16 protein-coding genes are annotated in these 13,416 nt (G+C 61.5%); 10 read left to right on the top strand and 6 right to left on the bottom strand.

What is annotated here, in order from left to right; genetic code table 11:
* Positions 1-748: 748 nt before the first annotated feature.
* On the top strand, positions 749-1,489 hold the full coding sequence (gene visN / locus OVA00_RS16205; protein WP_034796931.1) for a transcriptional regulator VisN: 741 nt from the start codon (positions 749-751) through the stop codon (positions 1,487-1,489).
* A 12-nt stretch (positions 1,490-1,501) separates the two neighbouring features.
* Entirely contained in the window at positions 1,502-2,248 is a 747-nt protein-coding gene (visR, locus tag OVA00_RS16200) for a transcriptional regulator VisR (RefSeq protein WP_060522253.1), read from the top strand.
* Positions 2,249-2,354: 106 nt separating this feature from the next.
* On the opposite strand, the gene OVA00_RS16195 is transcribed toward visR, so the two are convergent.
* The 6 genes from OVA00_RS16195 to motA all read right to left on the bottom strand — a co-directional run bounded on the left by OVA00_RS16195 (position 2,355) and on the right by motA (position 7,624).
* Complete coding sequence (locus OVA00_RS16195; protein WP_043613045.1) at positions 2,355-2,795, bottom strand: hypothetical protein; 441 nt, start codon at positions 2,793-2,795, stop codon at positions 2,355-2,357.
* A gap of 5 nt (positions 2,796-2,800) precedes the next feature.
* Positions 2,801-3,877, bottom strand: coding sequence for a flagellar biosynthesis protein FlhB (gene flhB / locus OVA00_RS16190; protein ID WP_034796927.1), 1,077 nt, complete (start codon positions 3,875-3,877; stop codon positions 2,801-2,803).
* 198 nt (positions 3,878-4,075) lie between these two features.
* Positions 4,076-5,107, bottom strand: coding sequence for a flagellar motor switch protein FliG (gene fliG / locus OVA00_RS16185; protein WP_034796925.1), 1,032 nt, complete (start codon positions 5,105-5,107; stop codon positions 4,076-4,078).
* 29 nt (positions 5,108-5,136) lie between these two features.
* Positions 5,137-5,745 carry a flagellar motor switch protein FliN gene (gene fliN / locus OVA00_RS16180; protein WP_268089320.1) on the bottom strand — a complete coding sequence of 203 codons (609 nt, stop codon included), beginning with the start codon at positions 5,743-5,745 and terminating at the stop codon, positions 5,137-5,139.
* A 60-nt stretch (positions 5,746-5,805) separates the two neighbouring features.
* Positions 5,806-6,741, bottom strand: coding sequence for a FliM/FliN family flagellar motor switch protein (locus OVA00_RS16175; RefSeq protein WP_268089319.1), 936 nt, complete (start codon positions 6,739-6,741; stop codon positions 5,806-5,808).
* Between the two features lie 4 nt (positions 6,742-6,745).
* Positions 6,746-7,624: a flagellar motor stator protein MotA gene (gene motA / locus OVA00_RS16170; RefSeq protein WP_034796921.1), complete on the bottom strand. Its 879-nt coding sequence runs from the start codon at positions 7,622-7,624 to the stop codon at positions 6,746-6,748.
* A 182-nt stretch (positions 7,625-7,806) separates the two neighbouring features.
* Here motA and OVA00_RS16165 point away from each other — a divergent pair, with 182 nt between their 5' ends.
* From OVA00_RS16165 to flgG, 8 genes are all read left to right on the top strand, one after another.
* The gene (locus tag OVA00_RS16165; protein WP_060607036.1) at positions 7,807-8,586 is read left to right on the top strand and encodes a DUF1217 domain-containing protein; all 780 of its coding nucleotides are present in this window, start codon (positions 7,807-7,809) and stop codon (positions 8,584-8,586) included.
* A gap of 2 nt (positions 8,587-8,588) precedes the next feature.
* Positions 8,589-9,314 carry a flagellar basal-body rod protein FlgF gene (gene flgF, locus OVA00_RS16160; RefSeq protein ID WP_034796916.1) on the top strand — a complete coding sequence of 242 codons (726 nt, stop codon included), beginning with the start codon at positions 8,589-8,591 and terminating at the stop codon, positions 9,312-9,314.
* Between the two features lie 18 nt (positions 9,315-9,332).
* Positions 9,333-10,724 carry a flagellar protein export ATPase FliI gene (gene fliI / locus OVA00_RS16155; protein ID WP_034797576.1) on the top strand — a complete coding sequence of 464 codons (1,392 nt, stop codon included), beginning with the start codon at positions 9,333-9,335 and terminating at the stop codon, positions 10,722-10,724.
* The gene (locus OVA00_RS16150) at positions 10,724-11,278 is read left to right on the top strand and encodes a hypothetical protein (protein WP_060581897.1); all 555 of its coding nucleotides are present in this window, start codon (positions 10,724-10,726) and stop codon (positions 11,276-11,278) included. The genes fliI and OVA00_RS16150 overlap by 1 nt, the downstream gene beginning before the upstream one ends.
* A 179-nt stretch (positions 11,279-11,457) precedes the next feature.
* Entirely contained in the window at positions 11,458-11,838 is a 381-nt protein-coding gene (gene flgB, locus OVA00_RS16145; RefSeq protein ID WP_034797574.1) for a flagellar basal body rod protein FlgB, read from the top strand.
* A gap of 5 nt (positions 11,839-11,843) precedes the next feature.
* Positions 11,844-12,263 carry a flagellar basal body rod protein FlgC gene (flgC, locus tag OVA00_RS16140; protein ID WP_268089318.1) on the top strand — a complete coding sequence of 140 codons (420 nt, stop codon included), beginning with the start codon at positions 11,844-11,846 and terminating at the stop codon, positions 12,261-12,263.
* Complete coding sequence (locus tag OVA00_RS16135) at positions 12,263-12,604, top strand: flagellar hook-basal body complex protein FliE (RefSeq protein WP_034796908.1); 342 nt, start codon at positions 12,263-12,265, stop codon at positions 12,602-12,604. Before flgC ends, OVA00_RS16135 begins: the two co-directional genes overlap by 1 nt.
* An 11-nt stretch (positions 12,605-12,615) precedes the next feature.
* The gene (flgG, locus tag OVA00_RS16130; protein WP_034796905.1) at positions 12,616-13,404 is read left to right on the top strand and encodes a flagellar basal-body rod protein FlgG; all 789 of its coding nucleotides are present in this window, start codon (positions 12,616-12,618) and stop codon (positions 13,402-13,404) included.
* Positions 13,405-13,416 lie beyond the last annotated feature (12 nt).

Here is a 13,416-nt window from a genome sequence, read left to right as displayed (position 1 = left end):
TTCGATGTTCGGAGCAAATATTGCGGGAGTCCGGCCGCCGGTTTTCATCTGCCTTCAAAATTGCTTCAAGTTTCGAAGGGAGCTCGCGTGAGTCCCGGTGGAATCCCGGATGGTAATATTTTAACGATATCTTAATTTATAGATTCCGCGCGCCCGCATGACGTGCATTGTGCTGTGTCATCTACTATGGCGGATTCGAGCAATACAGAGTTCAATCGAAATATATCTTTGTTATAGCCGAAATTAATTCTATGGCTTTCACAATTTATATATCGATAAAATGAGCGATGTCTGAAAATAGGCTGGTGCATTTGAGCAACAGCTATGAAAACAAAGTATAATATCGCGCCAGTTCGAAATTCTCTGTACGCTAAGAACCGTCCTTTTTTGGGATGAAATTCCGGTATTTTCCACTTGCAACGCTGCATCGGATCCCGCCTGAGGCGCGGAAATTGCGGATTTTCAGAAGAAAAATCTCTGCTTTTCAATGTGTTGCGATGCCGCGCCGGTTCTGGCGGTGGCGCAGGGGCGTTGGCAGGGGTGACTGATCGCGAATCGCGACATGCCAGCGGCACGAAGTAAATAGCCAGAAGAGGGCGATGTTTTTTTTCTCGCGTCGATGTACATTTTTAGCAGTTGATTCGTGTCCTGATCTGCGACTGGTGGTGATATTCGGCTTCGGCCGGCTGTTGGCGGCGGCAGCGCAAATGCAGTTCCGGGATGTGGATCCGGCACAGGGGCTGAACTCATGGACATTTCGCAAGCAGACATTGCTGTCTGGCCTTTGCCGACGGCACCGACACGCGCACGCGGCGGCGGGTTTTCGCGCGAGCAGCTTTTGCGACGACTGGGCGAAGTCGCCGGGCGCGGTGCTCTCGGAAGCGGCCTTTCGGCGCTGACGGAATATGTCGGCGCAAGCCATTATCTGTTGGCGCGCTATGATCTGTCACAGGACAGCGGTCTCGACCATGTGGTCTGCTCGGACTGGCCTTTCGACGTCGTCCGGCGGCTTTCGGGTGTGATCACCGCGCTTCATGCCAAGACCACCGAACTGGAAAAGTGCCTCGCGGTGTTGCAGCCGTGTTTTCATGCGCTGCCAGACAATACCGAGCTTCCGCGCGGCATCAGCCGCGAATATTGCGCGATCACCTTCAATGTCGGGCGCCTGCGTTTCTCCCTGATGCTCCTGGTCCCGGAAGACGTGATCCTGTCGCAGGAGAGCCTGCGTGACGTGACGTTGCTGGCGGGCTATCTGGCAAGCTTCACCACGCGCGCCGAAGTCCGCCATGACCGCGATTTCGAGCTTACGGAGCGCGAACTCGAGTGCCTGTTCTGGATTGCCGAAGGCAAGACGAGCGAAGAGATCGCGGTGATCCTCGGCATTTCGCGCAATACCATCAACAACTACATCACCAGCGTCATGCGCAAGACTGCGACCAGGACGCGGTCGGAAGCGATTGCCTACGCGGTGCGCAACAATCTTGTGTAAGGGACGGGCGCGATGACGCATTTTCTCGGCGGCGGGCGGATCGAGGACGAGCAGAAGCTCGCGAGGAACGGCAACCGCGCCGCGCGAGCGGCCACCTTGGTCACGCGCCTGCAAGCCATGCAGCGTCAGATCAACGCCAAGCACTTTGCAGTCCTGCGGCTCAACGGCAAGGGAACCGGCAGCGCCCGAAAGCTCACCTGCGTCCTCGACAACTGGGGCGTCGCTGCCGAAGCGAACGCCCATGATCTCGTCAATGCCTATGGCGAAGAACTCGTCGCTCATCTCGACCAGTCGCTGCTGCCGGTCCTTTGGGACGGCGCCGGCGAGCACCAGGCGGCAGAGCTTTCCGAGCTGGCGCCTTTCGCGCATCGCCTGAAGGGCCGCAAGCTTCCCTATTCCGGCATCGCCTTTCCCGTCAGGCTCGGCGCCCAGGGCAACGGCTATGTCGTCTTCGCAGGCAGCTACGTCGATGCCTCCACGGAGCAGGTGGTCGATCTGCACGGCCGCAGCTGCATGATCATGACCGATCTGCTGGCGGCCGACGAGAAGCGTGTCGCACCGGCGGAAACCTTGAGCGACCGCGAGATCGCCTGCCTGCAGATGGCGGGCGACGGTCACATCAGCGAAGAGATCGCCGAGCGCATGGGACTTTCGGTCCACACGGTCAACGCCTATCTGGGCGCGGCGACGACGAAGCTCGATTCGGTCAACCGCATCCAGGCGATCGCCAAGGCAATCCGCCTCGGCTACATCAGCTGACTCTGAACTAGACGGGTCGCTCCGGCCTTTTGAGCAGCGGCGCCGACGGAATTTAACCTGCCAGCGTCAATCGCACGTCCGCAAGAGACCCGTCGGAGCGGTGCTTTCAGCTCGCCAGCGGCAACTCATAGGACTTGATGAATTTCGCCTCTGCCAGGCTCCGAGCCAGGAAGGCCGTGTTCTCGTCCGGGTCGGACGAGGGGTTCTGGAAATTGATGTGGCTGATCTCGATCCCGGCCGTCTCGTTGCCGAGCGACAGGCGGACATAGATGGTCACGCCGCGGGGTTTCAGTTCGAGGTCGAGCACGATTTCCGGCTCGCTGTCCCAATCCAGATTGTAGTTGCCGCCGAGGCCGAAATTGACCGTGCCGGGCAGAAAATAGAGCTCCGCTGCCGATTCGACGAGGTCAGCGAGGCTGGCATAGGACTCGAACCGCAATAGCGCGATGAAATCGGCGGCGTCGATGAGACGCAGTTCGGTCGCCACGGGGCGAATTGCTTCAGCTACGATCTGTTCCCGCTTTTCGGAGAATTCGCACTTTTTCATCGGAGTTATGTCATCCGTTTTGGTTGCGACGCATGCACCCGGTGAATGAGTTCGGCAACAGCCTTGTAAAACACCGGTGGAATCACACTATCGACCGAGACTTGTGCAAACATGGAGCGTGCAAGCGGCGGATCTTCGAAGACCGGAACACCGTTTTTCTCCGCAATCTCACGGATTTTGAGGGCAACCAGGTCCTGGCCCATTGCTACGACCACGGGGGCGTCGCTCTCCTCGCGGACATAACGCAAGGCGACGGCATAGTGGGTCGGGTTGGCGATGACGAGCGTGGCGCGCGGCACAGACGAGATCATGCGCTTGCGCGCCCGGTCGCGCTGCATCGAGCGCAGGCGCGATTTGACGATCGGGTCGCCCTGCGCCTGTTTCATTTCCTCCTTCACTTCCTGCTTGGTCATCATCAGTTCGGTGTACCAATGGTGCCGCGACCAGAAGAGGTCGGCGATCGCCAGCACAGCGGTCGACAGCAGAATGACGATCATGATCTCGTTGAGGTCGCTCGCCATCGTCGAGAACATCGTGACCGGATCGGAAAACATCAGGTCGAGCGTGGCGAAATAGTCGTTCCAGAGCACCAGAACGACGACGACTGACACGATGATGATCTTGAACAGCGACTTGCCGAATTCGACCAGGCCCTGGATGCCGAAGATCCGCTTGAGCCCCGCCATCGGCGAAACCCGATTGAGCTTTGGCTGGATGCGGTCGAGAACCGGCACGGGCAGGTTCTGGAAGATGGAGGCGCCGACGCCGAAGACGATGAGCAGGACGAAAGCCGGGACAACCAGGGCTGTCGATTTCCAGATAAGATGGGTGATCAGTGCCACGACGTCGGTGGCGTTTTCCAGCCGCCAGGCCTCCGGTTGCTCGAAGATATCCTTGAGCGCCTCGGTGAGGGTGGCGACGCCGTCGGTCAGGAAGAAGACGAAGAAGATGTAGATCGCGAGCGTCGATGCGAACATCGTGGCTTCACGAGAAAAGGGCACGTTACCCTTTTCGGCGGCGTCGGAGATCTTCTTCTCTGACGGGGCTTCTGTTTTGCTGTCTTTATCCTGATCGTCCGACATGAGACAGGACGGCTCCCGGTTCCTCTACAGCGACGCGCGTCCGGCGGACATACGCCCTGCATTGCGCCTCCTGTAGTGGACCGAGCGCGGGAACCAGGCAAGAGTTGAGCCCCGGCATTCGCCGGGGCTCAACAGAAATTACCCTTTGGGGAGCGGTAGCCCGGCCGCTTTGTGCGGCTCGTCAGACGGAGGCAGGCCTCAGGCCGCCTGCACGTCCTTTTCCTTGAGCTCGAGCTGTCCGTTCGCAGCCAACCTGATGGCTTCCTGCGTGATCGAGCGGCGTGCGATGGCGATATCGCGCGGGTTGATGCCGGCATCGCCCATGGCGAGATCGGACTCGATCATGCGGCGCTGGCGCGCGCCGATCGAGGCGAGTACCGATTCGCGCAGTTCCGACGTCGAGCCGCGCAGCGCCATCGTGATGATGTCGGTCGACACGTCGTTGAAGAGCTGAACGCGGCTGCGCTGCGGCATGTAGAGCACGTCGTCGAAGAGGAAGATCTTCGGGCGTACCTTGTTGGCGGAGGCGGTGCTGAGCGATTCGAGCGAGGCGAGCAGCGTATCGACCTGCGGCTTGTCGAGTTCGTTCATCACCTCGGCGATCTTGGCCGGGCCCGCCGAATTGCGTTCCGCTTCCATCTCGCCGATCATTTCCATGACGCGGTTTTCGATGATCGCAGCGGCCTTCGGGTTGACGTCCTTCATGTTGACGGCGCGCTTCAGGATGTCCGGGCGCTGTTCTTCCGACAGCTGCAGCAGCACCTTGGCGCCGAAGCTGGAAGGCATCATCGACAGCACGTAAGCGATCGTCTGCGCATGTTCCTTGGCAAGCTGGACGGAAACGGCAACCGGGTCGCACTCCTGCAGGCGATCCCAGATGTTGGCTTCGTAGGACTGGAAGGTGGCGCGTCGGCCGAGCAGGCCATCGACTTCGTCCGGCGTCAGGCCTTCTTCGAGAATGCTCTCGATCGCCTTGGCGTTGTCCATGAGGCCGGCACCCTCGGTGAAGAGGTCTTCGAACTCGTTGACGAGCGCTTCGAGCTCATGCGGCGGAATGGCGCGCAGCGACTGCGCCGAGGCGATGATCGACTGCAGCTCGCTCTGGGTGAAGAACTTCAACAGCTTGCTGGCGACGCCCTTGCCCATGGCAAGCAGAACGGCCGCCGCCTTGTCCGTCTGGCTGAGCGGCCTTGATAGCGCCTGAGCCTCGAAACTTTCGAAATCCATCATGGATTCATCCTTCGCCCAATCATTGGGCCCTACGACTTCTTATTGCCCTTGATCTCGATGAGTTTGACGCCGAAGCGGGTATCGTCGCCTTCGAGAACGGTAATTTCGCCACGGCCGATCACGCGACCGTTGACCATGATCTCCACCGGCTCGCCGATGCGGCGATCCAGCGCGATCGTTGCGCCTTCGCTGAGGTTCATGAGGCCCGAAACCTGCATCCGGCTCGAGCCGAGCACGATCTGGACGTCGATCGGAATGTCCATGATCAGGTCGAGATTGGCGTTCATGCTGCTGCCGGGCGGTGTATCGACGGCCACATCAGCGCTGTCGAAGGACGTCGCGGCAAAATCCGTGCCGCCGAAGTCGCTCGTCGCGGCCGCGCCGCCGAGGTCGGCGCCGAAGTCGCTGGAGCCGAAATCGCCGCCGAATGCGTCGAGGCCGCCAGCGGCCGGTGCGCCAAAATCACTGCCGAAATCGGTCGTGCCAAGCGTTTCGGCGCCGAATTCGGAGCCGAAAGCATCAGGCGTGTCTGAATCCTGCTTCAGGACACCGCGCAGGTCATTGATCGCCTGGTCGAGTTCCATGTCTCCGACAGCGACTTCGGCCTGTTCGTTGATGGGTGCTTTTTTGGGTGCCATGTGAGAACTATTCCAGTTGAAGCTTGCCTCAGGCATGCTGCGAGCGCGCGGCAGGCCGATTTAACTCATGATGTGGCGAAGGATGTCCTGTTCGGATCCGTGCGTATCCTTGACCCGAACCGTGTATTTCGATCCGGCGCGCCCGAATTCGCAGACATAGAGGTCGCGGCCATTGGCGTTGACGTCGACGCGAACGTCCTGGGCGTCGAGGAAGGGAATGACGTCGCCCGGTTGCAGGCGGCTGATCGTGTCGAGCGTCAGGCTTTCGAGCCGGATGCGCGCCTCGATCGTCACCGCCGAACGGCGAACCTGTTCTTCCAGCTGCTCCGTCCACTCGGCCTTCGCCTTGCGCTGCTGTCCGCTTCCCTTGGGGAAGACGATCGTTGTCTTCAGAAGCACGCTTTGCGGAACGATGATCGAGAAGGTGGAAAGCACGGGGCCGAAGCCGATCGTCATGTCGATGGCGCCGGCGTGAACGTCCTCGATCATCGGATCGGGCTTGGCGCGCGCCACGCTGTTGAGCGGGCGTTCGACGATCGGCTCGAAACCGCCGGGGGCATTGACGGCGGTCCTGAGCACGTCGGCGATCTTCTCGAACAGCGGCACGGCCACGTCGATCTCGATCTGGGAGAGCGCGCGCGGCTGCGGCTCTTCGATGCCGGCGGGCTCGGCGCCGAGCAGCGCCTCCACCAGAGCGATGATGATCGGGCTGTCGCAGCCGATCTGAAAGTCCGCGCACCAGTTACGCAGCGAAACCTCGCTGATGAGCACGCCGGTGCCCATCGACGCGATCAATTCGCGGCGCATGCCTGTCCGATGGCCGGCATAGCCGATGGTGATGTCGAGACCCGTCTCCGCTCGGCAGATATCCGGCAGGAATTCGCCGAAGACCTGGCCGAGTTCGAGGGCCAGTCGGCCGATCACCCGGTCGTCGCCGAGCGCGCCGGTCATGCGCGCCAGAAGTTTACGGTCGAATGCGTGAACGTTGGAGGTCATCAGATCAAGCCGCCTTGCTTTCGCCGCCGCCACCGGGGTTCATCATTTCCTGCTCGACTGCGTCGATCGACGGACGCTCGTAGGCCGAGATGGTCTTGCGGCCATATTCGAGAGCAACCTGCGGAACCGAACCGTTCATGTAGGCAAGCAGCGTCTGCTTGACGATGATGTAGAGGCGGTTCTGCTTTTCGCGCACCGATTTGACGTTGGCGACCAGCGGCGCGACGATCGAATAGGAGAGAAACACGCCGAGCAGGGTGCCGACGAGGGCAGCCGCGATCTTGGCGCCCAGAACTTCCGGCGCCTCGCTGATAGCACCCATCGCCTTGATGACGCCGAGAACGGCTGCGACGATACCGATCGCCGGGAAGGCGTCGCCCATCGTGTTCAGCGCGTGATAGCACTTCATCTTGTCGTGGGTGATGGTCTGGATTTCCTCGTCCATCAGCGCTTCGATCTCGTGCGAACGGGCGTTGCCGATGATGATCAGGCGCACGTAATCGCAGATGAAAGCGGTCAGTTCCTTGTTCTTCAGAACCGTCGGGGCCGACTGGAAGATCGAAGATTCCTCGGGGTTGTCGATGTGGCTTTCGATCTCGTTGCGCGACTTGGTGCGCAGGTCGCGCATCAGCGAATAGAGAACGCCGAGCGTGTCGAGATATTCGCGCTCTTTCGGCACCTTGTGGCGAAAGGCTTCGCCGAGCGCCTTGCCGGTATCCTTCACCACCTTCATGGAGTTGGCCATGATGAAACCGCCGACGCCGGCGCCACCGATGATCAACAGTTCGAAGGGCTGGTTGAGGACTTCCATGTGGCCGCCCATCGCCAGATAGCCGCCGAGGATACAGCCGAACGTCACAAGAAGCCCGATGATGATATTCATTTTCGATACCTGCCGCGATCTTATTTTCCGCTAACGGGATACGGTTTCATCCTTGCGTGAGGCTGGCCGGTCCTGGCGACAAGGCCACCTGGCGGAACAGGTTCGCGCAAGGCTGTCCGGTCAGGATTTGTCAGGGCAGGCTCAGGGGCTGCCTGTCTCATTCCGGCAGGGGCGGAGCGATCGTGACCACGACCTATACGAGCTACAAGCTGATTACGGCCGACTTGACGAAGTCGCTGGCCCGCGTTGCCGAGCAGCCGGATGTGGCGCGCGAGACCGCGTACTATCTGTCGAAGATCGGCGACGTCAAAACGATCGACGACTTCTTTGCCGATACCCGCCTCTACAATTACGCGATGAAGGCGCATGGCCTGGAAGACATGGCCTATGCCAAGGCCTTCATGCGCAAGGTGCTGACCGAAGGCGTCGACAACGAAGATGCCTTTGCCAACAAGCTGACCGACAACCGCTACAAGCAGCTCGTCGAATCGCTGAATTTTGCCGCCCACGGCGCGGCCGCCACATCCTTCGACCGTGCGCAGAAGGGCGTCGCAGAAAAATACACGCGCCAGACCCTGGAACAGGACGCAGGCGAAGAGAATGCCGGCGTCAGGCTTGCCCTTTATTTTTCGCGCATGGCGCCGACGATCGACAGCGGCTACGCCATCATCGCCGATGAGGCGATTGCCCAGGTGGTGCGCACGGCGCTGCAGCTGCCCGACGAATTCGCAGCGACCAATGTCGATCGCCAGGCCGAGACCTATGAACAGGCGCTCGATTTCAAGGACTTCCAGGACCCGACCAAGGTAGCCGAGTTTCTCGACCGGTTCACCGCGCTCTGGGAAACCAAAAATTCAACGGACGGTTATGATCCGCTCGCGGTCTTCGGCTCATCGAGCGGCTACGGCATTTCTTCCGATCTTCTCCTGTCCATCAACAGCCTGAAACTCGGGGGAAACTGAGCGTGCAAACCGGTCTTTACGTCGCGATTTCGTCGCAGATGGCGCTTGAAAAGCGCCTCAATACGCTTGCAGACAACATCGCGAACGCCAACACCGTCGGCTTCCGCGGCACCGAGGTGAAGTTCAACGAGATGCTCGGCGACACGAAGCCGACCAAGGTTGCCTACGTCAACAAGGGCGAGGAGTTCCTGAACACCAGCAACGGTTCGCTGACGCGCACCGGCTCGGCGCTCGACTTCGCCGTCAAGGGCGATGCCTGGTTCCAGATCGAGACGCCCGCCGGCCCGGCGCTCACGCGCGACGGGCGGTTCACGCTGACGGATACCGGCGAACTCGTCACCATTCGCGGCTATCCGGTGCTCGACGCCGGCGGCGCGCCGATCCAGCTCAACGGCAACGGCGGCGACATCACCGTCGGCGCCGATGGTGCGCTTCACCAGAACGGTGTCGCGGTCGCCTCGCTCGGCCTTTACGAGGCCGATTTCAGCAAGGGTTTCATCCGTCTCGACAACAGCGCCGTTCAGCCGGCGGCACAGGTCGAGCCGGTCGTCGACCGTTTCGATGTCGGCGTCATGCAGGGCTTCCTCGAGGAGTCCAACGTCAATGCCATTCAGGAAATGTCGCAGCTGATCATGGTCACCCGCGCCTTCGACAACATCACCGCCCTGCTGCGCGACAGCGAAGGATCGCTCGAAGAAGCGGTCAAGACGCTTGGCGGCAGCCGCTAATCTGTGACGGACATCGGCATGCAAAGCGAAGGCCAGAAAACGAGCACGGGATCGACATCTCTGGCGGCACTTGCCGGCCTGGTCGAACGCTATGCCAAACCCGAATTCTCGATCGCGCCCGGCGGTCACGTCCAGACGATCTCGCCTGGCCACTATACGGTGACTGGCCTGTCGCGGCATGTCCGGCTCGGCGATTTCGTCGCCCACAAGAGCGTCACCGGAACCCATCTCGGCGAGGTCGTTCGGGTCGAGCCGGAGCGGGTGGTCGTCTGCCCGATCGAGCCCGGCGATCCGATCGGCATCCACGACACGGTCATTCGCAAGGGCGCCTTCCGTGTCGCGCCGACCGACCAATGGTGCGGCCGCGCGATCAATGCGCTCGGCGAGCCGATCGATGGTCTCGGACCTCTCCAGCAGGGCGACGTGCGCCGCTCGATCACCAACACCGCGCCGCCGTCGATGACGCGCAAGCGAGTCGAGAAGGGCTTCCTGACCGGCGTGCGCGCGATCGACATTTTTTCGCCGCTCTGCCTTGGTCAGCGTCTCGGCATCTTTGCCGGTTCGGGCGTCGGCAAGTCGACGCTGCTCTCCATGCTGGCGCGCGCCGATGCCTTCGACAAGGTGGTGATCGCGCTGGTCGGCGAACGTGGCCGTGAAGTGCGCGAATTCATCGAGGATACGCTGGGCGACAATCTGGCGAAGTCCGTCGCGGTCGTCGCGACCAGCGACGAAAGCCCGATGCTGCGCAAGATGGCGCCGCTGACCGCCGTCACCATCGCTGAGCATTATCGTGACAACGGCGACAATGTTCTTCTGATCGTCGACAGCGTCACCCGCTTCGCCCACGCGATCCGCGAGGTCGCAACCGCGTCCGGCGAGCCGCCGATCGCGCGCGGCTATCCGGCCTCGGTCTTCACCGAACTGCCGCGCCTTCTGGAGCGCGCCGGCCCCGGCACCGAAGGCGCCGGCACGATCACGGCGATCATCTCCATCCTCGTCGACGGCGACAACCACAACGATCCCGTCGCCGACTCGACGCGCGGTATCCTCGATGGGCACATCGTGCTCGAGCGCAGTCTTGCGGAGGAGGGGCGGTATCCGCCGATCAATCCGCTCGCCTCTATCTCGCGCCTGGCGCGCAAGGCCTGGACCCCCGACCAGGAGAAGCTGGTCTCGCGCCTGAAGGCGCTGATCCACCGCTTCGAAGAGACCCGCGACCTTCGCCTGATCGGCGGCTATCGCCCGGGTGGCGATCCGGATCTCGACATGGCGATCAAGCAGGTGCCGGTCATCTACGAGGTACTGACGCAGACCGCCGGTGAGCGCCCGGCACAGGATGCCTTTTCCGATCTCGCCAACGCGCTGAAGGCGGCGGCGATGGGCAATCAGCCGGGTGCGAGAGCGAGGTGATGACCATGACCGATTATGATGCGGACGAGATGGTGCATCAGCGCAAGCGCAGCCGCATGCCGATGACCGACAAGTTCCTGGCCGCGACCGGCGTGGCGCTTGCCGCTTTCGCGACCTTCTTTCCCTGGTATGCATTCTTCCACCAGGACAAGTTCACCATGCCGCCTTTGTGGCAGGGCTCGACCCGTGATCTGCCGGAACGCGCCGCGCGCAACGTCGTCTCGGTTTCTCCGCTCGCCATGCCCGACGCGGACGGCGACACCGTGGCCGCCATCGACCAGTTGACGACGGCGACCGTGCCGGGCATCGGCGCTGGTCCGGGACCGGAAGGTACGGCTGCCGAAGAGGGGCTGTCGCAGCCCTTTCCCGGCAAGTCCGGCTTCAAGCTGATGCATGTCGCCAACGGCCGGGCGCTGATCGAGGATGCCAGCGGCATGTATATCGTGCGCATCGGCTCGGTTCTGCCCGACAACACGCGTCTTGCCACGCTCGAGCAGCGGGATGGCCACTGGGTGATGATCACCTCGTCCGGCGAAATGTACCAGGCCAACTGACGTAGACCCGCATTCCTTGCCCGTGACCGCCGCGCCATCTCTGACGGATGACGCGGCTTTCCGTCTTTTGCAGGCAATCTCCGGCAGCAGAGGCCCCGATCCCTTGGGCATCGCTTTCCGACGAAAGTCCCACGCAAGATTACCGGCCTAGGTTCGCATCACCAAGCATGGAGCTTTTGATGCAACCGATTCAGCTTTTCGAACTCGCGTCCCGGCAGGCCCAGTGGCTGACCGTTCGCCAGAACGTGGTGGCCGGCAACATCGCCAATGCGAACACGCCGCACTACAAGGCCAAGGACGTCAAGCCGTTCGAAAGCGTGCTGCAGGACGCCGGCATCCAGATGGCGGCGACCAACAAGATGCACTTCACGGACGGCCTCGCAGCCTCTCAGGTGGCTGAAGTCGGCATGGTCGACGGTGTGCAGATCCAGCAATCCGGCAACAGCGTCGCGATCGAGCAGGAAATGATGAAGACCGGCGAAATCAAGCGCGACTACGAGCTCTCCGCCGGCCTTGTGAAGGCATTTCACCGAATGATGCTAATGGCGGTACGGAAGTAAGAACCATGGATCCATTGACCTCGGCCCTCAAGGTATCGGCCTCCGGCCTGCAGGCGGAATCGACTCGCCTGCGCATCGTCTCCGAAAACATCGCCAATGCCCGCTCCACCGGCGATACGCCGGGCGCGGATCCCTATCGCCGCAAGACCATCAGCTTTGCTGCCGAAGTGGACCGCGCAAGCGGCGCCTCGCTGGTCGAAATCGAGCGGCAGGGCACGGACGATTCGAATTTCAACATCGAGTTCGATCCGGGCAATCCGGCCGCCAATGAAAAGGGCATGGTCAAGCTGCCGAACGTCAACATTCTGGTGGAGATGGCCGATATGCGCGAAGCCAACCGCGCCTATGAGGCGAACCTCCAGACCATCAAGCAGTCCCGCGACCTGATTTCCCAGACAATCGACCTGTTGAGAGCCTCGCAATAATGATCGATGCAGTTAAATCCCTCGGCGCGTTCTCGGTCACCAAAGAGACCGACGGCACCCACTCCACGTCATCCTCGTCGTCGATCTTCGGCATGCCGGCCGCCACCCAGGGCGTGCCGCAGGGGCAGAGCTTCGCTTCGGTTCTCGGCGACATGGCGAGCGACGCCATCGGCGCCATGAAGAAGGCCGAAGGCATGTCACTCGACGGCATTCGCGGCCAGGCAAACACCCGTGAGGTCGTCGATGCGGTGATGAGCGCCGAACAGTCGCTGCAGACCGCGATCGCGATCCGCGACAAGGTGGTCACCGCCTACCTCGAAATCGCGCGCATGCAGATCTGAAGGAACGAGACATGAAGGCCCTTTCCATTGCCGCCACCGGCATGAACGCCCAGCAGCTGAACCTCGAAGTCATCGCGAACAACATCGCGAACATCAACACGACGGGTTACAAGCGTGCGCGCGCCGAGTTCTCCGATCTGCTTTATCAAACCGAACGCGCCCAGGGCGTGCCGAACCGCTCCAACCAGGCGATCGTTCCGGAAGGCGCGATCATCGGTCTCGGCGTGCAGACGGCGGCCGTACGCAACCTTCACATCCAGGGCAGCATGGTTTCGACCGGCAACGAGTACGACCTGGCGCTGATCGGTCGCGGCTGGTTCCAGGTCGAGACGCCCGATGGCGAGACGGTCTATACCCGTGCCGGCGCCTTCAACAAGAATGCGCAAGGCCAGCTCGTGACGATCGACGGCTACACCGTTGTTCCGGGCATTACCGTTCCGCAGGACGCCACCGACATCGTCTTCACGAGCTCCGGCCAGGTGATGGTGCGCATCGGCAACGACCCCGCCATGCAGGAAATCGGCCAGCTGACGATCGCCAACTTCGTCAACGAGGCGGGCCTCGAGCCGCAGGGCGAAAACCTCTTCAAGCAGACGCCGGCCTCCGGCGACGCGATCGTCGGTACGCCTGCCGATCCGGGCTTCGCGCAGATCAAGCAGAAGTATCTCGAAGCGTCCAACGTCGATCCGGTCAAGGAAATCACCGACCTGATCTCTGCGCAGCGCGCCTACGAGATGAACTCCAAGATCATTCAGGCCGCCGATGAAATGGCGGCCACGGTGAGCAAGAACCTCAGGTAACGAAAGAGGGGG

Source organism: Ensifer sp. SL37 (genome assembly GCF_026672675.1).
In the GTDB taxonomy this organism is placed as follows: domain Bacteria; phylum Pseudomonadota; class Alphaproteobacteria; order Rhizobiales; family Rhizobiaceae; genus Ensifer; species Ensifer adhaerens.
This window is presented reverse-complemented; position numbering and strand designations above follow the sequence as displayed.

Coding starts and splice junctions, on each gene's coding strand:
- visN (WP_034796931.1), top strand. CDS start 749: ATGGACATTTCGCAAGCAGACATTGCTGTCTGGCCTTTGCCGACGGCA.
- visR (WP_060522253.1), top strand. CDS start 1,502: ATGACGCATTTTCTCGGCGGCGGGCGGATCGAGGACGAGCAGAAGCTC.
- OVA00_RS16195 (WP_043613045.1), bottom strand. CDS start 2,795: ATGAAAAAGTGCGAATTCTCCGAAAAGCGGGAACAGATCGTAGCTGAA.
- flhB (WP_034796927.1), bottom strand. CDS start 3,877: ATGTCGGACGATCAGGATAAAGACAGCAAAACAGAAGCCCCGTCAGAG.
- fliG (WP_034796925.1), bottom strand. CDS start 5,107: ATGATGGATTTCGAAAGTTTCGAGGCTCAGGCGCTATCAAGGCCGCTC.
- fliN (WP_268089320.1), bottom strand. CDS start 5,745: ATGGCACCCAAAAAAGCACCCATCAACGAACAGGCCGAAGTCGCTGTC.
- OVA00_RS16175 (WP_268089319.1), bottom strand. CDS start 6,741: ATGACCTCCAACGTTCACGCATTCGACCGTAAACTTCTGGCGCGCATG.
- motA (WP_034796921.1), bottom strand. CDS start 7,624: ATGAATATCATCATCGGGCTTCTTGTGACGTTCGGCTGTATCCTCGGC.
- fliI (WP_034797576.1), top strand. CDS start 9,333: ATGCAAAGCGAAGGCCAGAAAACGAGCACGGGATCGACATCTCTGGCG.
- OVA00_RS16150 (WP_060581897.1), top strand. CDS start 10,724: ATGACCATGACCGATTATGATGCGGACGAGATGGTGCATCAGCGCAAG.
- flgB (WP_034797574.1), top strand. CDS start 11,458: ATGCAACCGATTCAGCTTTTCGAACTCGCGTCCCGGCAGGCCCAGTGG.
- flgC (WP_268089318.1), top strand. CDS start 11,844: ATGGATCCATTGACCTCGGCCCTCAAGGTATCGGCCTCCGGCCTGCAG.
- OVA00_RS16135 (WP_034796908.1), top strand. CDS start 12,263: ATGATCGATGCAGTTAAATCCCTCGGCGCGTTCTCGGTCACCAAAGAG.
- flgG (WP_034796905.1), top strand. CDS start 12,616: ATGAAGGCCCTTTCCATTGCCGCCACCGGCATGAACGCCCAGCAGCTG.